Annotated in this window: 17 protein-coding genes; 3 read left to right on the top strand and 14 right to left on the bottom strand. The window is 68.7% G+C overall.

From position 1 onward, the window contains the following. The 6 genes from U5771_RS14765 to tssJ all read right to left on the bottom strand — a co-directional run. A partial coding sequence (locus tag U5771_RS14765) for a serine/threonine-protein kinase (protein ID WP_322024662.1) occupies positions 1–1,034 on the bottom strand: 1,034 nt, incomplete at its 3' end. 75 nt (positions 1,035–1,109) lie between these two features. After that, the gene (gene tagF / locus U5771_RS14760; RefSeq protein ID WP_322024661.1) at positions 1,110–1,784 is read right to left on the bottom strand and encodes a type VI secretion system-associated protein TagF; all 675 of its coding nucleotides are present in this window, start codon (positions 1,782–1,784) and stop codon (positions 1,110–1,112) included. Next, positions 1,766–5,395 (bottom strand): type VI secretion system membrane subunit TssM, encoded by a 3,630-nt coding sequence (gene tssM, locus U5771_RS14755; protein ID WP_322024660.1) that lies wholly within the window; start codon positions 5,393–5,395, stop codon positions 1,766–1,768. Before tssM ends, tagF begins: the two co-directional genes overlap by 19 nt. 1 nt (position 5,396) lies before the next feature. Then, on the bottom strand, positions 5,397–6,725 hold the full coding sequence (locus U5771_RS14750) for a DotU family type VI secretion system protein (protein WP_322024659.1): 1,329 nt from the start codon (positions 6,723–6,725) through the stop codon (positions 5,397–5,399). Positions 6,726–6,740: 15 nt separating this feature from the next. After that, on the bottom strand, positions 6,741–8,123 hold the full coding sequence (tssK, locus tag U5771_RS14745; protein ID WP_322024658.1) for a type VI secretion system baseplate subunit TssK: 1,383 nt from the start codon (positions 8,121–8,123) through the stop codon (positions 6,741–6,743). Further along, positions 8,120–8,635, bottom strand: coding sequence for a type VI secretion system lipoprotein TssJ (tssJ, locus tag U5771_RS14740; RefSeq protein WP_322024657.1), 516 nt, complete (start codon positions 8,633–8,635; stop codon positions 8,120–8,122). The genes tssK and tssJ overlap by 4 nt, the downstream gene beginning before the upstream one ends. 631 nt (positions 8,636–9,266) lie before the next feature. On the opposite strand from tssJ, the gene U5771_RS14735 reads away from it, so the two are divergent. Together U5771_RS14735 and tagH are read left to right on the top strand one after the other, a co-directional pair. Beyond that, entirely contained in the window at positions 9,267–9,653 is a 387-nt protein-coding gene (locus tag U5771_RS14735; protein ID WP_322024667.1) for a TssQ family T6SS-associated lipoprotein, read from the top strand. 48 nt (positions 9,654–9,701) lie between these two features. Next, positions 9,702–11,117: a type VI secretion system-associated FHA domain protein TagH gene (gene tagH / locus U5771_RS14730; protein ID WP_322024656.1), complete on the top strand. Its 1,416-nt coding sequence runs from the start codon at positions 9,702–9,704 to the stop codon at positions 11,115–11,117. A 283-nt stretch (positions 11,118–11,400) separates the two neighbouring features. Here the strand turns inward: tagH and U5771_RS14725 are convergent, their stop codons facing one another. From U5771_RS14725 to U5771_RS14695, 7 genes are all read right to left on the bottom strand, one after another. Next, entirely contained in the window at positions 11,401–12,846 is a 1,446-nt protein-coding gene (locus U5771_RS14725; protein ID WP_322024655.1) for an NAD-dependent succinate-semialdehyde dehydrogenase, read from the bottom strand. A gap of 161 nt (positions 12,847–13,007) precedes the next feature. Continuing rightward, positions 13,008–14,345, bottom strand: a complete 1,338-nt coding sequence (locus U5771_RS14720; protein ID WP_322024654.1) for a cytochrome c — start codon at positions 14,343–14,345, stop codon at positions 13,008–13,010. A gap of 13 nt (positions 14,346–14,358) precedes the next feature. After that, a complete protein-coding gene (locus U5771_RS14715) occupies positions 14,359–16,578 on the bottom strand; it encodes a xanthine dehydrogenase family protein molybdopterin-binding subunit (RefSeq protein WP_322024653.1) in 2,220 nt (739 codons plus the stop codon). 1 nt (position 16,579) lies between these two features. After that, the gene (locus U5771_RS14710) at positions 16,580–17,035 is read right to left on the bottom strand and encodes a (2Fe-2S)-binding protein (protein ID WP_322024652.1); all 456 of its coding nucleotides are present in this window, start codon (positions 17,033–17,035) and stop codon (positions 16,580–16,582) included. Positions 17,036–17,171: 136 nt separating this feature from the next. After that, entirely contained in the window at positions 17,172–17,471 is a 300-nt protein-coding gene (locus U5771_RS14705) for a putative quinol monooxygenase (protein ID WP_006482784.1), read from the bottom strand. Between the two features lie 93 nt (positions 17,472–17,564). Continuing rightward, positions 17,565–18,608, bottom strand: coding sequence for an NADP-dependent oxidoreductase (locus U5771_RS14700; RefSeq protein ID WP_322024651.1), 1,044 nt, complete (start codon positions 18,606–18,608; stop codon positions 17,565–17,567). Positions 18,609–18,852: 244 nt separating this feature from the next. Further along, positions 18,853–19,473, bottom strand: coding sequence for a TetR/AcrR family transcriptional regulator (locus U5771_RS14695; RefSeq protein WP_322024650.1), 621 nt, complete (start codon positions 19,471–19,473; stop codon positions 18,853–18,855). A gap of 305 nt (positions 19,474–19,778) precedes the next feature. Between U5771_RS14695 and U5771_RS14690 the strand changes: the two genes are divergently transcribed. After that, positions 19,779–21,350, top strand: coding sequence for a hypothetical protein (locus U5771_RS14690; protein ID WP_322024649.1), 1,572 nt, complete (start codon positions 19,779–19,781; stop codon positions 21,348–21,350). A gap of 68 nt (positions 21,351–21,418) precedes the next feature. On the opposite strand, the gene U5771_RS14685 is transcribed toward U5771_RS14690, so the two are convergent. After that, on the bottom strand, positions 21,419–22,438 hold the full coding sequence (locus U5771_RS14685; protein WP_322024666.1) for a DNA-binding protein: 1,020 nt from the start codon (positions 22,436–22,438) through the stop codon (positions 21,419–21,421). Between the last annotated feature and the right edge of the window lie 27 nt (positions 22,439–22,465).

Raw genomic sequence — 22,465 nt, 5'->3', positions numbered from 1 at the left:
ACACCAGAAACCCTGCTCCTTTCCCCGCCTCCCCCCGCATCGACCGCCGGCGGTGCAACGACCGCACCATACCCGCCGCTGGCCCGATCGACATCCCGCAACCCCAGCTCCGCCGCGAACACCGCGACCGACTCCGGCCGATCCGGAATCCGCAACTGCAGCGCGTGATCGATCGCCGCGAGGAACGCCGGGCTGTATACCTCGCCGGCCGGCAACTCGCGCGACGCGAGCGGCCGGTAGGTGTCCTGGATGCTGCGCACGACGGCCGCGGGCGGCAATTCGCCGGTGATCATCGCGTGCATCACCGCGCCGAGCGCATAGAGATCCGTCCACGGCCCCTGGCTGAACGCGGGATCGTCGGTGTACTGCTCGATCGGCGCGTAGCCGGGCTTGATCATCATCGCGCCGTCGTCGACGAGATCGCCGATCCGTTTGCGCGCCGCGCCGAAGTCGAGCAGGATCGCGCTGCCGTTCGGGCGGATCAGCACGTTGTCGAGCGCGACGTCGCGATGGAAGCACTGCGCGCGATGCAGCGTGTCGAGCGCGCCGAGCAGCGCAGCGACGATGTCGCGCAATTGCGGCTCGCTCATGCGCATGCCGCCGTCGAGCAGCTGCTTGAGCGTGCGCCCTTCGTAGAACGGCATCACCATGTACGCGGTGCCGTGGCTCTCCCAGAAATGCAGCACCTTGACGAGCCCCGGGTGGTCGAATTGCGCGAGCAGGCGCGCCTCGTTGAGGAACGCGCCGCGTCCCGCGTCGAACGCCTGCGCGAACCGCACGGCGCGCAGCGACACCGTGTAGTCGCCGCCGCGCGTCGCGAGCATCGACGGCATGTATTCCTTGATCGCGACCGCGCGCCGCAACGTGCGGTCGAACGCGCGATAGACGATGCCGAAGCCGCCGATGCCCAGCACCTCGTCGAGCTGCAGCTCGCCCAGGCGATGACCGAGCGGCAGCGGCCGCACCGTGAATTCGGGCGCGTCGCCGCGGGTTGCCGTGTCGTGCTCGTTGTCTCTCGATGAAGGGTCCTTCATGTCTGCCTCTCGATACCGCATCCGTGTTGCCCGCATTGCCCGCGTTGCCCGCCGCCGCCGGGCGACCGCCGGCCGCTAGCCGCCGCCGAACAGCGTCAGGAACAGCGCGTTGTCAGGGACGCCCGTATGCGCATGCGTGCGCAGCGGCGAGCCGTCGGCGCGATTGGTCCACCAGAAGCTCGTCCCGCCGTGCGGATCGAAATAGCCGGACAGCCCGGGCCATGCGGCGAGCGCCGGCCGCCCGTCGACGACTTCCGCCAGCAGCGCGGCGTCCGGTGGGAGCCGCACGCGCTCGAGCGTCCGCTCGAGATCGACCGGCGCGCGCGCATGCCGGATCGCGTCGAGCAGCGCATGGCCGATCTGCCAGTAGAACGCGTCGGCGGCGTCCGGCAGCCCGTTCCAGTAGTCGGCCGCCGGCATCGGCAGCGTGACGATCACCGGGTAGTAACGCCCGACCCGGTCGCAGCTCGGCGCGAGGCAGCCCGCCTGCACGCATGCCGTGCCGGCGCCCGCCGGCACCAGGAAATTCCAGACCGGCGCGACCGTGTAGTGGCGCGCGATCTCGTCCGGGCCGCGCTGGCGCATCGCGGCCATCCCCTGCTGAAGCCAGCGTTCCCACCACAGCGCGAGCGCGTGCGGCAGCCGGCTGTTCACGAAGTCGCCGGCGCCGGGAATCTTTCCGTACCAGGCCGGGGCGTCGCCCTCGGCGCGCGCGACCGGCGGGATGCGGCTCATTGCTTCGGAGGGCATGTAAAGGACTCCATCTGAGGCAGCCTGAACGGGTTGCGGACACTGCCCGCATTCACCTGCAGCACGAGCGGTTTGCCGTCGACGGTGAAGCGGGCGACCATCTGGTCCGAACCGCGCCCGGCCGACACGGCCGCGCGGTCGAACAGCCGGTGCAGCGCCCACGGCCCGTCGGTCGTGAAGCCGTCGGTCGCGCCGGCCTGCCCCGACACCTGCAGCCGCACCTGGCTGCTGCCGCGCGGGCCCGGCCAGTCCACCGCGCTCTGCACCAGCGGGCCGTGCGCATAGCGGACGATCTGGCCGTCGACGTCGAGCACCATCTCCGTGATCGACGGATCCATCTCGAGCGGCTGGACCCGCACCTTCAGTAGCGCGGTGCGCGCGCCGCCGCCGAAATAGACCTCGCGGATCACCGCGGCCTTCTCGAACGACGCAAGCATCGCCGTGGCTGCCGGATCGGCGTCGGCGTTGCGGTTCGCGAAACGCCACGGGTGCGACGTCGTATCGACGATCGACTGCAGGTTCTTCTGGAAGAAATCGTCCATCAGGCCGCCCGGCGCGAACATCTGTGCGAAATCCGCCGGCGCGACGTCGCGCGACGATCCGCGCGCGAACGGATAGCGGCCCGCGATCGCCTGCCGGCAGAAATCGCCGACGTTCGCGCCGGCCCGCTGGGCGACGCTGCGCTGCTCGACGGTCGCGACGCTGCCGTTCGCGACGTTCGACAGGTCGTCGAGCACCTCGCGAAACGGCGTGGGCAGCCGCCCGGCCTGCGCACGCAGCCGCGCGGGCGCGTCGGACGGCGGCGGCTGCGCGCCGCTGCGCAGCGCGTCGTCGGTGGCCGTCAGGTACGTATAGAGCGCGTCGATCGACTTCAGCACCGCATCGAATGCCTGGGCCTGGTCGCCGCTGCCCGGCGCGAACGCGCGCAGCCCGGCGAAGTGGCTGTCGACCACCTGCTCCGGGCTCGCGGGCGCCGCCGCGGACGGGTTCGCGTCGCTCGCGCCCTGCCCCGCGAAGATCTGCGACAGCGAGCTGCGCGCCTCGTCGACCTTGTCCTGCGCGCGCGCCGCGAGATTGCGCGCGCCGCCCGGCGCATCGCCGAGCGCCGTGTCGCGCGCCAGCGCGATCATCAGCCGGCTGAGCGGCGAATCCGCCGACGACAGCGCACGCGCGACCTGGATGCTCTGCGCGAGCGTCGCCGTGCGCTGCAGCTTGAGGTCGGCGAGATAGTCGTCCCAGATCTTCAGGTAGTCGTTCAGGTACAGCTGGCGGATGTCGCGCGCCCACGCGCCGGCGTCGTTCGGCCCGGGGATCTCGGACAGCCCGAGGTTCAGCACCCACACCTCCTCGCGCCCATACGCGTCGACCTCGCCGGCCAGGCGCGGCGCGAACACGTTGCGATAGCCGTTGCGCGTATACAGGCCCGGCACGCCCTCCGATAGCGGCTTGCCGCCCTGGCGGCGGAACACCAGCGATGCATCCGGCCCCACCGCACGCGCGACGCTGAAATCGAGCGCGGAAGTCGCCGGCCGCAGCGTGCGCGTGAGCTGGCGATACAGCCGCTGCGAGAACGGCACCTGCCGCAGCCGGTCGCGCACGTCGGCCACGAGCCGCTCGTTCATCGGATACGGCGATACCGCCACGCGGTTGCCGAACAGCGCGGCGAGATGCGCGCGCAGCGCCGAGCGTTCGGCCGGCGAGAAATCAGGCGGCAGCGAGCGCTCCATTTCCAGGTCGACGACGGCCTGCACGAACGCGGGATCGTAGTGCGCGCTGTCGTACAGCATCAGGTATGCCTTCAGCGCCGCATACGCATAGTCGGTTTCGTCCGGCCGTGCATCGCTCAGCGCGGCCTCCATCCGGCGCGCGGCGAGCGGCAGCAGCACGTCGTCGAGCGCGCGCCGGTACACGGCGTCGACGGCCTCGTCGATCTTCTCGCCCTGAAAGAGCCCCCAGCGGTACGCGAGCGGCGGATGCGGCCGGTCGACGCCGCCGGCATTCGCGAGCCCGCCGAGCGCGTCGAGCACCGGCAGCAGCCGCGCGATGTCGGCCGCATCCGAGAACTTCGCGCCGGCGATCTGCGCATCGACGGCGGGCACGCGCCCGGCGATCCGGTCGAGATACGCGCGATTGTTCGCGTAGCTGCGCAGCCACGCGGCCAGCACGACCACGCTCACGATCGCGAGCAGCGCGTAGCCGGCGATCTGCAGCACGCGCCGCTTCTGATGCCAGCGCAGGTCGCTGCCGGCGAGCGCGGCCTCGCGGAAGATGTGTTCCTGCAGCAGCGACTTCAGGAAGAAGCTGCGTCCGGTCGAGCCGACCTGGGCAACCGGCGGCACGCCCTCGATCTTCAGGAAGCGCTTGATGCCGCTCATCACGCGGTCGAACGCGGTGCCTTCCTGCGTGCCGCTCGTCAGGTACACGCCGCGCAGCATCGGCATCGGCTCGAAGCTCGATACGGAAAACACCTCGGCGACGAACTGGCCGAGCATGTCCTGCAGGTCGGCGACCTGCTGCGGGAGCAGGTACGCCATCTCGCGCTGGCGCGCATCGGTCTGCGCCGCGAGCAGCTCGGGCAGCCCGTCGTTCAGCCGCTGGTGCAGCAGACGGTATTCGCGGTCGAACGCGGCGCGCAGGTCGAAGCCCGGCGCCTCGCTCTGCGCGAGCGGAAACGTGAAGCCCCACACCTGCGCGCATTCCGCGCGGCCGAAGGTGCCGAAATACTCGGCGAAGCCGGCCAGCAGGTCGGCCTTCGTCACGAGCAGGTAGACGGGAAACCGGATGCCGAGCTGCGCGCGCAGTTCGAGCAGCCGCTTGCGCAGCACCATCGCGTGCTGCGTGCGCTCGGCTTCCGACGCGCCGACCAGGTCGGCCACGCTGATCGTCAGCATCGCACCGTTCAGCGGCTGGCGCGTGCGGTACTTCTTCAGCAACGCCACGAAACCCTTCCACTCGGCTTCGTCGAGTGCGCGGTTGCCCTCGTGCGTCGTGTAGCGGCCGGCCGTGTCGATCAGCACCGCGTCGTTCGTGAACCACCAGTCGCAGTGCCGGGTGCCGCCCACGCCGCGAATCGCCGCGCGGCCGAACTGCTCGGCGAGCGGAAAACTGAGCCCCGAATTGACGAGCGCGGTCGTCTTGCCCGAGCCCGGCGCGCCGATGAACACGTACCACGGCAGCTGGTACAGATACTGGCGCGACATCCGGTCGAACCAGCGTGCGAGCCCCTTGCGCGCGGTATCGGCCTGCCCGAAGCGCACTTTCTTCAGCAGCGTCGCGGCCTCGTCGAAGCGGCTGCGCAGCTCGTCGAGCTGGGCCCTGGCCGGATCGTCGGCGGCGGCCGGCCCGGGCGCGGCTTCGCGCAGCTGGTTCAGCAACTGCGCATTCAGGCGGCTCGCGTGCCAGCTTCGCCACGCCACGCGTGCGCCCCACGCGACGAACAGCACCGCGATCGTCGCCGCGCGCGCCCAGCCGCTTTCGAGCGGCCGGACTTCGGCGAACGCGAACAACGGCCCGGCGAGCCACACGAAGCACGCGAGCACGATCAGGCCGGCGAAGGTCCAGATCTCCCGTGACGGCAACGGCCGGACGAAACGCGCGACAGCCTGGTTCATGTCAGTGCGCTCCCTGCGTCGCGCCGACGGCGGCGCTGCCGGGCGCCGGCAGCAGCGTGATCTCGACGCGCCGGTTCAGCGCGCGGTTCGCGGGCGTGTCGTTCGGCGCGACCGGATCGAGCGTGCCGCGCCCTTCGGCCGCGAGCCGCTCCGGACGGTCGAGGCGCGCGGCGATCATGCTGCGCACGGCCTCGGCACGTTCGCGCGACAGATCCCAGTTCGACGCGAAACGTGCCGTGTGCACCGGCGTGTCGTCGGTATAGCCGGTCACGCGCACGTTGCCGGGCACCTGGTTCAGCGCATCCGCGACCCGCGCGAGCACCGGCGCGTAACGGTCGATCACCGACGTCGAGCCGGACTTGAACAGCCCGTCGCCGCGCAGCACGATCACGCTGCGATCGGCGTCGTCGCGCACCGACACGAGGCCGGCCGCGATCTCGGGCGCCAGGAATCTCGCGACCCGCGGCGCCGGCGCCGGGCGCGGCGGGGCCTGCGCGGGCTGCAGCTTCGGCACGTGCAGCGCGTCGATCGACGCGAACAGCCGGTCCGAATGTCCGGCCAGCGCGAGGCGCAGCCCGACGAACACGCCGAAGCCGGTCAGCAGCGCGAGCGCCACGCACACCCACAGCGGCACGACGAAGCGGCGCGACACGTCGCGCGTGACGGCGTCGCGCCAGTGCGGCGACAGTGCGAGATCGAATTCGCCGCGCACCGAACGGATCGTGTGCGCCAGCTGCCAGCGCAGCGCGTCGAGCTCCGCATGGCCGTTGTCGAGCACCCGATAGCGACCCTCGAACCCGAGCGCGAGACAGAAATACAGCAGCTCCAGCAGGTCGAGGTGCTGGCGCGGCTGCTGGGACAGCCGTTCGAGCAGGTGGAAGAACTTCTCGCCGCCCCAGGTTTCGTTGTGGAACGACACGAGCAGGCTGTGCGACGACCACACGCTGCCGCCCCAAGGCGTCAGCGCGGCCGCTTCGTCGAGCGCCGTGCACAGGCAGTAGCGCGCGCCGATGATCGCCTCCGACGGCACGCCGGCTGCCTGCGCGCGCGCCTCGAACTGGCGGATCTCGACGACGAGATGCTCGCGCAGCCACGCCGGATTCGGATGATGAACGGTCGACCGGATCTGCGGCACGAGATTGAGCAGCGGGTTCGCGGCCGCGACGAGCGGGTTCGTGCCGCTCGCGGCCCAGCGGCCCGGGCGCGGCTGCGTGGCCGTCGGCCCGGACGCACCGGCCGCACCGGACCCGGCGGCCGGATGCATGCCGCCCGGATTCGGCGGCACGAATCCGCCGGTGCCGGCGGAGATCGAATCGGAGGAGGAATTCATCGCACTGTCCCGCCCTCACCCGCGTATCGCCCAGAACTCCATCGAGAGTCCCGGGAATTCGCCGGCGAAATGAAATGCGAGACCGCCGGAGCGCGCCAGCTGCTTCCACAGGTCGCTGCCCTTGTCGATCTCGAAGTACGTGTGCCCCGCGTGATACGGGATCTGCCGCGGCGCAACCGGCAGCTGGCGCATCGTGATGCCCGGCAGCTGCAACTGCACCAGGTCGCGGATCCGCTCGACCGGACCGAGTTTCGCCTGCGCGGGAAACCGCGCGCGCAGGCTATCGGCCGGCAGGTCCGCGCGCACCGCGAGCACGAAACCGGCCGTGTCGCGCAGCGCGGGATCGGCGAGCGTCGCGACCCGGATGCCGTTGCCCGCGTCGCGCAACTCGATCTGGATCGCGTTTTGCTCCAGCACCGTCGACAGCGACCGGCGCAGCTCCGTCATCAGTTCGGCAAAGCTCGTGCGCAGGTCGTCGTGCACGTAGATCGCAAGCGACTGCGGGCGCCGGCCGGCCGCCGTGAACGTGCTGAGGTCGCACGCGAGCTTCAGCCAGTCGCGGAACAGCGCCTCCGGATGCGTCGCGACGTCCTGCTGCGCGTGCCAGGTCAGCGCCAGATAGCGGTTCACGAGTTGCAGCAGCAGGAAGTCCGCGACTTCCGACACGCCGCCGCGCCCCGGTTCCGACAGGCGCTCGGCCAGCGCGTCGCTGCGCTGCGTGAGCAGTCCGTGCAGTTCGCGCGTGTACGCGAGCAACACCGCATCGCGCTGCGCGACCAGGCGCGGCGGAATATAGCCGTCGTCGACCAGCAGCCGCGCGTCGGTGCGCCGCTCGACGATCCGCACGACGCCGAGCGCATGCCAGTCGCCGGTCAGCTCGGTGTCGAGCATCAACCGGACGTTCAGGCGCCCCGTCTGCAGCAGCGCCGGGCCGAGCGCGACCGCGTTCGCATCGGCCACTTCGTATTCCCGCACGACGTAGCGTGCGACGTCCGCGTTGCCGCTGCCGCCCGTGCCGACACCGAACGACACCTCCTCGCCGCCGCCGCGCCACAGCGGCAGCGCGAGCACGACGAGCTGGTCCTTCGCATCGGCCGGCACGTCGAGCGGTTCGGGCAGATCATCGGGATGCGACAGGTCGAACGGCGTGCCGTCGCGCATCACGCCAGCCGCCGCACGGAGCGCGACCTTGCCGAGCGCGAGCTGCTCGCGGTCGATCTCGAGCGTGTCGAAGCCCCAGTAGAACCCCTGCAGCGGCAGGCAGCGCAGCGCGACGTAGCGTTCCCAGTGCCGTTCGAGCTGCTGAAAATGCTGCGGACGCAGGAACATCCCTTCGGTCCACACCACCCGCCGGCGCAGTGCGGCGACTGGCGTGGCGGACATCGTCGGTTCCGTCATGGGCGCCCCCGCGTGTCGTTCAACGCCAGGCCGCCGTTCCGGACCGCGATCGACAGCTTCAGCTCGCCGGGCGACGTCTGCCAGAACTTGTAGACGTTGAGCTGCCTGGCGCGCGGCAGCGGCACCGTCAGGCGCCAGCGGTTCTTGTCGAGCATCCGGTACTCGGCGATCACGCCGATCGCGCCGGCCTCGACATTGCCGCGGTAGTGCAGCGTGCGCGACTCGCCCGGCCGCAGGATCACGCGGTCGGTGCCGAACAGGTCCGCGCCGAGGATGTCCCCGGGCTTGTCCTGGAGCGAGAAGAAGTCGGCGCCATCGAACGCCGACGCCGCGCGCAGCTGGAACACCTTCAACACGATCGGCGACGGCTTGCGGTTGAGGTCAGGATTGACGTCGGGCGCGACGTCGACCGTGATCGCATACGGCACCGCGGCGGCACGCTCGGTGGCGCCGCATCCGGGCAACAGCAATGCACATCCCAATACGATGAACCCGCTCGACCGCCATCGCATATTCGACCCTCGCAGCGCAATAATTCCCCCGTCGATTTCGATTTTCGAAATCGGAGATCCGGATTAAAAGGGGACAATTAATTGACCGGTAATTATGTTTCTTGCATATCCTTCCATTCAAATTTCATGCGGCAATTTATTCTCGCGAAAAGCCGGGTCAAATCGCCAATTGCGGACCGGGATCGAAATTGGAGAGATGGCGGTGGATTGAATTGATTTCGGTCATTTTGAGAAGACGTGTTATTCCGACCGGTTCGCCGCGGCGGCCCGGTTCTATTGCATGGACGCTTGCTGTATGGACGCAGAACCCAAGCCTGACGGCCATCGGCGGTGGGTGATCACGCCCCGTGGGTCGTGCCGGGCTGTTTGCATTGCCCGAACGGACGGCCCGTTTTCTCGACCATTGACGGGCGTCTGGCAAACAACTGACGAATCCCAAAAGCACAGCGAACTATAGAATCGATTTTATGGATTAACAAGTCGAAAAACCGGAATCGATTTGAGCGGTAACTCGAACTCGAATTTTCAAAATGAAACAAAACGTAACGACGACATCAACCGGCATGATTGGCACTAGAATCCAACAGCGCTTGTGCGCCACCTTCCAATTACGCAAATATTTCATTTCAGGATGAAAGGCCGCTCATCGATCGTGATTGTTCTCGGCGCCTTGTTGCTGGGAATCGGCGGGTGCAGCACCTCCCCCACGCAGTCGGCGGCGCGCGCCGCGGTCGACAGCGCGCGCGCGGCCTATGGCGCCGGTGACTACGGACGCACGATCGCGATCCTGAGCCGAGCGAAGGAGATCGACGGGGCCGATGCCGACACGCAGGTCGCCGCGCACAAGCTGCTCGCGTTCAGCTATTGCGTGACGAACCGCATCGCGCAATGCCGCGCCGAGTTCTCGAAGCTTCTCGACCTCAACCCGCGCTTCGACTTGTCTCCCGCCGAGAAGGGACATCCGATCTGGGGGCCCGCATTCGAATTCGCGCGCCGCAGACATGCGTCGTCATCCTGACCGAACCGGTTTCCCCCGCGAGCGCTTCATCACCGAGCGACGTATGACATGCAACTGACCGTGATCGAACATGCCGGCGAGCCGGTCGAAAGCGATTCCTACGACACCGTCGTGTTCCACCCGCCCGGTGGCACCATCGGCCGGGCGACCGACAATCATCTCGTGCTGCGCGACGACACCCGGCAAATTTCCCGGCTGCAGGCCCTGCTGCAGGTCGGCGACGATGCGTGCCTGCTGAAGAACCTGAGCAGCGTGTCGACGATCGAGGTGAATCGCGAGCCGGTCGGTTATGCGCAGGCGCGCCCGCTCAATACCGGCGACATCATTCGCATCGGGCCCTACGTCCTGCGTGCCGAACGCGACGACGGACATGAGGCGCCAGTCGTCGACATGCCCTCCGCTCCCAACACAAGCGCTGCCCCGCGAGGCGCGCCGGCGACTGCGGCTCGTGCACATGGCGAGACGAAAGGCGCCGGCAACCGGTTGTGGGGCCTGCTGCAGGATCGCCTCGTCCCGCGCGGCAAGGCGACGGATGCCGGCACGAACTCCGGCGCGGCCCGCAAGGATACGGCGCAGCCGGCAAGTCGCACCGCATCATCGGTGCCATCGGCGCCATCGCAGCGCGACCTGAATCAGCTGTCGATCGATCCGCTCGACCTGTTCGCGCAGTCATCGCCCGGTATCGGCGGATCGGGTTCGGCATCGCCGACCGAACGCGGCAATGCGGATCGCGGCGCGTCGTCCGCGACCCAGGCCGACCACGCACCCGAGTGGACGCAGCACGTGCGCGTGCAACCTGCGGCGGCGCACACCGAGCCACGGCAGGCCGACGAGCCTGCGCCGCCGACGAACCGCGTGCCGACGCCCGATGAACTGCTCGATGCGTTCTTCGAAGGCGCGGGACTCGACGCCGCCGCCGAATCGCATCAGTGGTCGGCCGAACAGTTGTACATCGCGGGACAGTTGCTGGCGCTGTTCGCGAACGGCACGGTCGAGCTGCTGTCGTCGCGCAGCATCCTGAAGCGGGAGGTGAAGGCGCACATGACGATGCTGCTCGATCGCGAGAACAATCCGCTGAAGCTGCTGCCGGACGGCGGTGCCGTGCTGCGCCAGATGTTCGGGCTGCCGCTGCCGGGCTTCATGTCGCCGCAGAGCGCGGTCAGCGACGCGTTCCAGGATCTGCACGCGCACCAGATCGGCATGGTCGCCGGCATGCGTGCCGCGCTGATGGACCTGCTGACGCGCTTTTCGCCGCAACGGCTGCGCGAGCGCGACGACGCGATGCGCTGGTACGAGAAGCGCGTGCCCGCGCTGTACAAGGCGAGGATGTGGGATCGCTACGCGGCGACCCATCGCGACACGGTGTTCGCGATCGAGGATGATTTCGCGTCGGTGTTCGGCAAGGCGTTTCTTGCGGCGTACGACGCGGAGGTGGAGAGCTATCGCGGCAGCAGCCGGCGTTGAGCGGCTGAGCGGCGGGCGCAGCGTGTCCCATACTCGCGTGGAACGACCGTCATTCCCGGTCGTTGCCGATGCGATCGACGCGGGCATCACCGGATCGTGCGGCGTTCGACCTTGTTTCGCACTTGTCCGGAATCCGCGACGAAGCGCCATGACAGCGCACGCTGCATACGCGGCCATCCGCTACCGAACGAAGAAAAAAACAAGGCCGGGCAAGAACGCCCGGCCTGCAGCACCGCACCGTGCGCGCCGCACTCGAGGCAGCACGCACGCGATCGAACGATCGTCAGACCGCCATCACCGTCACCGACTTCGTGACGAGATACGGCTCCAGCGCTTCCGGCCCGCCTTCCGAGCCGTAGCCCGAATCCTTCACGCCGCCGAACGGCATTTCCGGCCACGGCGTGGCCGGCTGGTTGATCCACAGCATCCCGACTTCGAGGCGCTGCGTCAGCAGGTGCACGTTCGCGAACGAACGCGTGAACGCGTAGCCGGCCAGCCCGAACGGCAGACGATTGGCTTCGGCGATCGCGTCCTCGAGCTTGTCGAAACCGCGGATCGCCGCGACCGGGCCGAACGGCTCGTTGTTGAACACGTCCGCTTCGAGCGGCACGTTCGCGATCACGGTCGGCGCGAAGAAGTTGCCTTCCGAGCCGATCCGTTCGCCGCCGGTCTCGATGCTCGCGCCGACCTTGCGCGCGTTCTCGACGACCGACGCCATCGCGGTCAGCCGGCGCGGGTTCGCCAGCGCGCCGAGCGTCGTGCCTTCCTCGAGGCCGTTGCCGATCTTCAGCCCCTGCGCATGCGCGACCAGCGCGCGCGTGAATTCGTCGCGGATGCTGTTGTGCACGAGGAAACGCGTCGGCGAAATGCACACCTGGCCGGCGTTGCGGAACTTCGCGCCACCGGCGGCCTTCACCGCCAGCGCGACGTCCGCGTCCTCGGCGACGATCACCGGCGCGTGGCCGCCCAGCTCCATCGTCGCGCGCTTCATGTGCTGGCCCGCGAGTGCCGCGAGCTGCTTGCCGACCGGCGTCGAGCCGGTGAACGTCACCTTGCGGATCACCGGGTGCGGAATCAGGTACGACGAGATTTCCGCCGGATCGCCGTACACGAGACCGACCACACCGGCCGGCACGCCTGCATCGACGAACGCGCGCAGCAGCGCGGCCGGCGACGCGGGGGTTTCCTCCGGCGCCTTCACGAGGAACGAGCAGCCGGTCGCGAGTGCGGCGCTGAGCTTGCGCACGACCTGGTTGACCGGGAAATTCCACGGCGTGAACGCCGCGACCGGACCGACCGGCTCCTTCACGACGGTCTGCTGCGCGCCGAGATTGCGCGGCGGCACGATCCGGCCGTACACGCGGCGGCCTTCGTCCGCGAACCATTCGATGATGTCGGCTGCCGACAGCACTTCGACACGCGCTTCCGTCAGCGGCTTGCCCTGCTCCTGCGTCATCAGCTGCGCGATCGTGTCGGCACGCTCGCGCACCAGTGCGGCCGCCTTGCGCATCGTCGCCGCGCGCTCGTGCGCGGGCACCTTGCGCCATGCTTCGAAGCCGCGCTGCGCCGCGGCCAGCGCGCGATCGAGATCGGCGATGCCCGCGTGGGCCACCTTGCCGATCGCCTTGCCCGTCGCCGGGTTCACGACGTCGATCGTCTTGCCGCTTGCGGCGTCGACCCACTCGCCGTCGATCAGCAGTTGCGTATCCGTATAAGTCACGTTAGCCATCCAGACACCCCAGTTTTGCGTCGATAAAACGCGCGCTGCCGCGAACGGCCGCACGCCGGTTGACAGAAAGAGCCGTGTTGCCGGGCGCCCTGCACCCGGCAACCGTCGACGACAGGCACGCGGCACGCATGCCCGTCGTCATCCGCCACGGTCGGCCGCGCTCAGCGCGCGGCCGCCGTCGCCTTGCGGAGTTTCGCGACGTCCGCCGCCTGCACGGCCGGCGCGCCGTTGTTCCAGCCCGCGCGCATGAACGTCAGCACGTCGGCGATCTGCCGGTCGTTCAACTGGTTCGCGAACGCCGGCATCGGGTACGCGGACGGCACGCCGCCGATCACGAGCGATTCGCTGCCGTTCAACGTCACGTTGATCAGCGACGATGCATCGGCCTCGAGCACGTTCGGGTTGCCGGCGAGCGGCGCGAGCAGCGGCGCGTAGCCGCGGCCGTCCACGCCATGGCAATGCAGGCAGTAAGCGTTATACACCTTTGCGCCCGGATCGTTCGCCGGCCGGCCCAGCACGACCTGCGTCGCCTTCGGATCATAGCGGTAAGGCGGCGCGCCCGTGCCGCCCGCCGCCGGCAGCGATTTCAGGTAGCGGGACATCGCCGCCAGATCGTCGTCGGTCAGCGCCTGCGTGCTGTGGTTGATCACGCTGACCATCGAGCCGAACGCGGTCGCATGCCGGTTCGCGCCGGTCTTCAGGAACTGCGCGACATCCGCGTCGCTCCAGCGGCCGAGCCCCGTATTGTGCTCGCCGGTCAGGTTCGACGCGAACCAGCCGTCGATCGGTGCGCCCGACAGGAACGCCGAACCGCCTTCGTCCAGCGCCTTCTCCTGGAAGCCGACACCGCGCGGCGTATGGCACGACCCGCAATGCCCGAGCCCCTGCACGAGATACGCGCCGCGGTTCCACATCGCGTCCTGCGACGGCTTGTCGGTATACGGTGTCGTATCGAGGAACACCGCGTTCCACAGCGCCAGCGGCCAGCGCATGTTGAGCGGCCACGGAATGTCGGACGCACGGTTCGCCTGCTTCACCGGCTCGACGCCGTGCATGAAGTACGCGTACAGCGCCTTCACGTCGTCGTCGCGCAGCTTGGTGTATGACGGATACGGCATCGCCGGATACAGGTTGTGACCGTCCTTCGCGACGCCCTTGCGCAGCGCGCCGGCGAACTCGGCTTCGGTATAGCCGCCGATGCCCGTCTCCGGATCGGGCGTGATGTTGGTCGTGTAGATCGCGCCCATCGGCGTGACCATCTTCAGGCCGCCCGCGAACGGCGTGCCGCGCGGCGCGGTGTGGCAGGCCACGCAGTCGCCCGCCTTCGCCAGATAGGCGCCGCGTGCGACCAGCGCGCTGTCGGCCGGCGCCGTCTGCGCGGCATGGGCGGCCGTGCCGGCCATCAGCACGGACAGCGCGGACAGCGCGAGCAGCGAGGCGCGGAGCGTGTAAGCGGCGCGATTCTGGCGTTTCAGACGATTCGGTGTGAGGTTTCGCATGGTTCGTTCCCCCTCAAGCCGTCTTCAGCTGGTTGCCGACCGGCAGCTTGCGCAGCCGCGTGCCGGTCGCCGCGAAGATCGCGTTCGACAGCGCCGCCGCGGTCGCCGCCGTGCCCGGCTCGCCGATTCCGCCCGGCGCCTCGCTGCTCTTCACGAGATGAACCTCGATCGGCGGCGTCTCGTTGATCCGCATCATCCGGTAGTCGGTGAAGTTGCTTTGCGTCACGCGGCCGTCCTCGATCGTGATCTCGCCATACAGCGCGCCCGTGATCCCGAAGATGATGCCGCCCTGCACCTGCGCCTCGATCGTGTTCGGATTCACGAACATCCCGCAGTCGACCGCGCACACGGCACGCTTGACCTGCACTTCGCCCTCTTCCACCGCGACGTCGATGACGATCGAGAAGAAGCTGCCGAATGCGTGCATCACCGATACACCGCGCCCTTGCCCCTTCGGCAGCGGCGTGCCCCACCCGGCCGCCTTCGCCGCGACGTCGAGCACGTTGCGCGCACGCGGCGTCTTGTCGAGCAGCGCGCGGCGGTACTGCACGGGGTCGGTCTTGGCCTGCGCGGCCAGTTCGTCGATGAAGCTCTCGACGACGAACGTGCCGCGCGTCGGGCCGACGCCGCGCCAGAACGCGGTCGGCACGTGGCGCGGCTCCTGGCGCACGTAGTCGACGAGCTGGTTCGGCAGGTCGTAAGGCAGCTCGGCCGCGACCTCCACCGCATCGGGATCGACACCGTTCTGGAACGCGGGCGGCGCGAAGCGCGCAATGATCGACGAGCCGACGATCCGGTGCTGCCACGCGACCGGCTTGCCGTTCGCGTCGAGGCCGGCCGAAATCCGGTCGTAGTAGCACGGCCGGTACATGTCGTGCTGAACGTCTTCCTCGCGCGTCCAGATCACCTTCACCGGCGCGTTGACCTGCTTGGCGACCTTCACGGCCTGGCCGATCATGTCGGTTTCGAGCCGCCGGCCGAAGCCGCCACCGAGCAGATGGTTGTGCACGACGATCTTGTCCGGCGGAAAGCTCGTCAGCTGCTGCACGGTATCGCGCGCCCGCGTCGGCACCTGCGTGCCGACCCAGATCTCGCAGCCGTCGCTACGCACGTGCACCGTGCAGTTCACGGGTTCCATCGTCGCGTGCGCGAGCAACGGCTGTTCGTAGACGGCGTCGACGCGCGTCTTCGCATTCGCGAAGGCCTTGCCGACGTCGCCTTCCTTGCGCGCGACCGCGCCCTTGCCGTTCGCCGCCGCCTGCGCGAGATCCGCGAAAAGATCCTTCGTCGACACCTTTGCGCCCGCGCCTTCGTTCCACTTCACGACGAGCGCCGATGCGCCGCGTTTCGCGGCCCACGTGTGATCGCCGACCACCGCGACCGCATTGTCGACGCGCACCACCTGGCGCACGCCGGGAAGCTTCTTCGCCGCCGTGTCATCGATGCTCGCGACCGTGCCGCCGAACACCGGGCTGTTCACGATCACCGCGTACAGCATGCCGGGCACGCGCACGTCGAGCCCGAACTGCGCGGTGCCGTCGACCTTCTCCGGCGAATCGAGGCGCTTCGCGGGCGTGCCGATCAGCTTGAAATCTTCCGGCTTCTTCAGCGCGACGTCCTTCGGCACCGGCAGCTTCGCCGCGGCGTCGGCCAGCTGGCCGTACGACGCGCGCCGGCCGCTCGGCGGATGCCGCACTTCGCCGTTCGCCGCGCGGCAACTGGCCGGATCGACGTTCCATTGCTTCGCGGCCGCCGCGACCAGCAGCGTGCGCGCCGTGGCGCCCGCACGGCGCATCGGTTCCCACGCATAGCGCACCGACGTCGAGCCGCCGGTCAACTGGCCGCCGAGCAGCGGATCGAGGAACAGCTTCTCGTTCGGCGGCGCATGATCGAGCGTCACGCTCGACAGCGGCACTTCGAGTTCCTCGGCGATCAGCATCGGCAGCGACGTATAGACACCCTGCCCCATCTCGACCTTCGGCATCACCAGCGTGACCTTGCCGGCGCGGTCGATCTGCACGAACGCGTTCGGCGCGAACACGCCCGGCCGCGCGGGTTCGGCCGCATCGCCGCCGATCACCGAGCGCCGCGCGTCTTCGCCCGCCGCCGGCAGGCTGAAGCCGAGCAGCAAGCCGCCGCCGGCCGCCGCGCCGAGCGACATGCCGAATTTCAGAAACGACCGGCGCGACACGCCCGCGCCGGCCCGACCTGCTTCGATCAGTCCGCGTGACATGTCATGCTCCCTTCACGGCTTGCTTGACGGCCGCGCGAATCCGGTGGTACGTGCCGCAGCGGCAGATGTTGCCGGCCATTGCCGCGTCGATGTCGGCGTCGCTCGGGTTCGGGTTCGACGCGATCAGCGCGGTGGCGGCCATCACTTGCCCCGACTGGCAGTAGCCGCACTGGACGACGTCGAGCTCGCGCCACGCCTGCTGGACCTTGTGGCCGGCCGGCGTCGCGCCGACGGCTTCGATCGTCGTGATCCTGCGGCCCGCGACGGCCGCGACCGGCAACACGCACGAGCGCGCGGCGACGCCGTCGAGATGCACGGTGCACGCGCCGCATTGCGCGATCCCGCAGCCGAACTTGGTGCCGGTGAGGCCGACGACGTCGCGCAGCACCCAGAGCAAGGGCATGTCGTCGGGCGCGTCGACCGTGCGGTTCTCGCCGTTGATGTTGAGGGTGACCATTCAGCCTCCGGGGCCGGTGTATTGGGGAAGCGGCGCGAGCGATGCGCTGCGCCGTGTTGTCGTCATGTCCGTTGCGTCGTGCGTGACCAATGCCGCGCGGCCCGGGTGGGGACGAGCCGCGGCGGTGAAGCGGGTGTTACTCGGCCACGTCGATGCCCGACAGCACCTTGATGACGGGCGGCGCCGTGAACCAGTCGGCCGACTTCGTACGGAATTCGCCGAAATACGGGCTCGCGAGGTGCGCGTCGAACGCGGCCTGGTCGTCATAGATCTCGTACAGGTGCAGGTTCGGCGAGCCGTCCTGTTCGCGGAACAGGTCGTAGCGCCGGTTGCCCGGTTCGGTGCGCGTCTTCGCGACCATGCTGCGCAGCTCGGCCTCGGCGGCCTGCGCATGTTCGGGTTTCAGGAACAGGGAAGCAATTACGTGAAGCGCCATCTTGTCACTCCTTTCGAAATGGAATCGAGCATGCCACAAGCCGGCGTCGCGCGACGCCGGCGTGCAACGACCATGAGGTGCCTTGTCGCGGCATCAGGCCAGTTCGTCCGGGCCCACGCGCACGACGACCTTGCCGAAATTCTTGCCGGCGAGCAAGCCGATCAGTGCATTCGGTGCATCGGCGAGCTCGGGGACGACATCCTCGAGCGTCTTCACCTTGCCCTGCGCGACCCACTCGCTCATGTCCTTCAGGAACGGTGCATAGCCGGTGGCGTAGTGGTCGAGGATGATGAAGCCCTGCACGCGGATGCGCTTGCGCAGGATGGTCGACATCAGCAGCGGCACGCGGTCGGGGCCGGCCGGCAGTTCGGTGTCGTTGTAATGCGCGATGACGCCGCAGACGGGCACGCGCGCCTGCTCGTTGAGCAACGGCCACACCGCGTCGAACACGGCGCCGCCGACGTTCTCGAAATAGACGTCGATGCCGTTCGGGCACGCTTCCTTCAGCTTCGTGGCGAATGCCGGATCGCGATGGTCGACGCATGCGTCGAAGCCGAGCGAGTCGGTCACGTACGCGCACTTGTCGGCGCCGCCTGCGATGCCGACCACACGGCAGCCCTTCAGCTTCGCGATCTGGCCGACCACCGCGCCGACCGCGCCGCTCGCCGCCGCGACGACCACGGTTTCGCCGGCCTTCGGCTCGCCGATTTTCAGTAGCCCCGTGTACGCGGTGAAGCCCGGCATGCCGAGCACCCCGAGCGCGTAGGACGGATGCGCGAAGTCGCGGCCGAGCGGAATCAGGTCACGGCCGTCGGACAGCGCATAGTCCTGCCAGCCGGCGCCCGCGACGACGAGATCGCCTGCGCGGAATGCCGGCAGGTTCGACGCCACGACGCGGCTGACCGTGCCGCCGACCATCGGCTGGCCGAGTTCGGCCGGCGGCGCATAGGACGGCGCATCGCTCATCCGGCCGCGCATGTACGGGTCGAGCGACAGCCAGACCGTGCGCAGCAGCACCTGGCCGGCGCCGGGCGTCGGCACGTCACCGGTTTCCGCGCGGAAGTTGCCCGGCGTCGGTGCGCCGACCGGGCGCGAAGTCAGGATGATCTGGCGGTTTGCGGTCTTGCTTTGCGGCATGTGAGCCTCCGTCAACGGAAATAAACGTGCAGAAACGTGCTTCGCAGGCACGGGCGGATCAGGGATGGACCAGCAGAAGAGGCACGCCCGCGGCCGCGCCGGCGTTCGGGCCATCGCGGTCGCACACGTGCGGTTGGAACAATCGGGACAGCGTAACGCGGAGCGAAACGTTCGTCATGCGTGCTTGAGTAGACCAGTCGTCTAGAATCAGGACAAAATCAAGGCGCGCCGAAGCGCGCCCGGCTTACGGCTGCGCACCGCCCTGCGCGTCCGGCGGCAGGTTCAGCATGCGCCGCGTTTCGGCCATTGCTCTTTCGAGCGGCTGGCGGTTGCGGTGAATCTTTTCCAGCAGCGTCGCGCCCAGCCACAACTCGTACAGGATCGCGGCCGTGTGCGGCGGATCGTCGACCGCGCGCAGCGAGCCGTCGGCCAACCCGGCCTCGATGCCGCCCGCGAGCCGCTCGATGATCTGGCTCGTGCCGCGTCGAAGCACCGCGCGCATCGCTTCCGACAGGTCGGAGACTTCCGCGCCGAGCTTCACCGCGAGGCACTTGCCTTCCGGATCGTCCGCGCATTGCGTGTGCAGCCAGTTGCCCCAGTACGTCATCAGGCGCTCGGCGCCGGTGCCGGCCTGATGCTTGAGCAGGTTGTCGAGATGCGCGAGATAGCCTTCGAAATACGATTCGAGCAGCGCTTCGCCGAATGCCTCTTTCGAGCCGAAGTAATGGTAGAACGAGCCCTTCGGGATGCCCGCAGCGGCGAGAATCTCGTTCAGACCGACCGCCGAAAACCCCTTGTGGAGCATGATCGGCTTCGCGATATTCAGGATGTGCTGGCGGACTTCCGCGCCTGAAGATGCATTCATGATGGCGTATGGTAGCAACGATTAGACCGGTCGTCTAGTAACGTCGAACCGGCATGTTGAGCGGCACTTTACCCGATCCCCGCCGCGCGCCCAATGCCCGGCCCGCATTCCCCCGCACCCCCGCACCCCCGCGCGCCCGGCGTCACACGAGCGACTCGGTTTCGTCGCAGGCGTTTCATCGATCACCCGTTTAAATACGCGCGGCGCATGTGCCGGCGGTCGCGAACGAGCAGCCGGCATTGCACACGTGTGCAATGCGCCGGACCGTCGTTGCCTCCTCTCGACCCCGTGACCAGGAACGCTCCATGACCGCATCGAAACCCGCTCGCCCGCCCGCACCGAACCGCCGGCGCTTCATCCAGCGCGGCGCCGCGCTGACCCTGTCGCCGCTCGTCGGCACGCTGGCCGCTTGCGGCGGCGACGGCAATACGACATCCGCGTCGTCGTTTGCCGCGACCGGCGCCGCGCAACCGTCCGCGCGCAGCTACGGCGTCGCGGATCGCTCGATCACGATCAACGTCACCAATGCGATCCCGTCGGCATCGCTCGCGTTCGGCGATGCAGCGAGCCAGAGCGGCTCGACGCCGCAGGCATCCCAAGCGCTGGTGGCAACCGGGCAATCGACGGCCGTCAGCGCATCGAACAGCTGGGGCGATTGCACGGGATCGTTCAGCCTCGCCGGCGGCGACGCATCGTTCGCGATCGCCTACACGCATCCGTTCGGCTCGCAGCCGACCACCGTCAGCGTCACGCCGTCGGCCGGCTATGTGGCGGGCGCCGACGCCGCGACGTTTCCCGGCCACGACTCGGTCGCGAATCTCAACCTGTATCGCGGTGTCGCGACCGCGAACGGCGCATGGGTCGTCCCGCTCGCGCAGCTCGCGACGCCGCCGGCCAACAACTGCCAGGATTTCGCGAACAGCATGTTCGGCGGCAACGTGCGCACGGCCGCGGCCATCCAGTCCGCGTACCAGGGCACCGGGTCGCTCGGCTATGTGCCGCCCGCCGATTTCACCGGCGGCCAGCTCGCGGGCTTCGTCGCGCAATGGGTGCAGCGCTGGCAGAACGGTGCGTCGTACACCGTGCTGCCCGGCGCCGATGCGCAGCTGATCGATGCGCTGAAGCAATACGTGTCGAGCGCATCGAACGCCGGCCCGCTGACGATGTGGGTGCCGCAGATCGCGTGGCAGGCCGGTACGGACCCGGCGGTCTTCGCGCTGACGGGCTATCGCGCGTTTCCGTTCGTCGACGCGCAAGGCAACTGGGTTGCGGCTACGTTGTCCGCGTTCCTGACGCTGCTGGCGGCCGGTTCGCACCTCGTCGCCATCAGCGCCGCGAGCGACCTGCCGGCGGGCGTCACGATGCAGGCGTTCGACAGCTTCATGGGCGCGAGTGGGCTGACCACGTCGACGGATATCGGCAACTCGCATTACGCGTCGGTTCTGAACACGACGGGCCGCTACTACCTGAGCGTCAGTAGCGATTTCGCGCCGGCGAACTGCGGGCTGATCCTGTCGTTCCTGTACGGGCGCACGGTGAACAACCTGCTCGCGGGCGCCGGCACGTACAACACGTTCATCCAGCTCGAAGGATGGCAGGCCGGCGGCTCGCGTCACAACGCCGACTACGCGACGTATCAGCAGACGCTGTGGAACATCTCGACGTACGGCGCATCCGCGTACAGCGAGAAGCGCGCGACGTCGATCTTCCTCGCGCCGGCCGGCTGGACGCCGCAGATCTACCAGACGACGCGGATGATGCCGTACGTCGGCGCCTATGCGCAGTCGAACGGCACGCCGCAGGGCTGGCTGAATACGTCGCTCGTGACGATTCCGGCGGATGCGCCGCCGCTGCCGTCGCGGTATGTGACGAGTTGAGTTGAAGCGGGCGGGCGCGCATTGGGGTGTGCGGCGCTATCGGTCGGCGCACGCCGGCGGTTTCATCGTCAGCGCGGCGCTTCGTCGGCGCGCCTTCTCGTGCGGGCCTGCCGCTCTTCCCGCTGCGCGGCCGGTGCCGTCTTGACGCCGCGCAGCGGCGCCCGGCGGGCGAGTACCGTCATCTCGCGCCGCAACGCGTCGAGTTCCTTGCTCCGCGCCGCATCGGTCGCCTGCGCGCCGTCGAGCTGCCCCTGAAGCACGCCGCATCGATGCAGCGCATCGCCGAGTTGCGCCTGCAGGTCGGCGATGTCCTTCCGGTGTTGCGCATCGCGTTGTTCCGTGCGCGATGCGGTTGCATCGAGTTCCTTTTGCAATCGTGCCGCCGCGAGCCGCTCGCGATCGATCTCATGAAGCGCCCGTTTCTCCGCGGCACGCAAGCGTTCCTCGGCGCGGCCCGCGTCGTCGCGCAACCGGTCGAGCTGCAACGTGAAATCGGCGCGCGCCTGCGCCAGCGCACGATCGGCATCCGCGTTGTCGGACTTCAGCCGCTCGATATCCGCTTGCAGCGCGCGTCGCGATGCTGCGTCGGCCGCCCTCGCCTGCTCCAGCTCCTGGATGCGCACCTGGGCGGCCAGCAGCGCGCTCGTGCGATGCTCCAGCGCGGTTTCGGTGCGGGACAGGTCGGCCTGCAATGCGGCGACCTCCGCTTTCGCCGCCGCCCGCTCGGCTTCGACTTCGGCACGCAGGGCATCGAGTGCCGCGGCGGCATCGGTGCTCGAGCGGCTCCACAACGCGGCGACGAGTTCGCCCGCCGCCGCCTGCAGATCGGCCGGCAAGTCCGGATGCTCGATGCGCACCCGGCTCTTCTCCCGCAACTCGGCCCAGAACTCGCCGAGCACCGCCGTCGGCGTGCTCATGCTGCCCTTGCGCACGAGCTGGTACAGGCGGTTCGCGGTGGGCGTGATGCCGAAACGGAAGAACATCAATGCGCAGACCTCGCGATACAGCTCGCGAGTTTTCGGGAAATCGGCCTTCAGGCGGTCGATTTCGGCGATCAGGCGGGATTCGTCGGCTACGAGGTCGGACATGGCGGTTTGCGTCGGAAATTTCGTAAA

The sequence above is a fragment of the Burkholderia sp. BCC1977 genome (assembly GCF_905339595.1).
In the GTDB taxonomy this organism is placed as follows: Bacteria; Pseudomonadota; Gammaproteobacteria; order Burkholderiales; family Burkholderiaceae; genus Burkholderia.
Note: the sequence above shows the minus strand (reverse complement) of the source record. Positions and strands in the feature narration are given on the sequence as shown.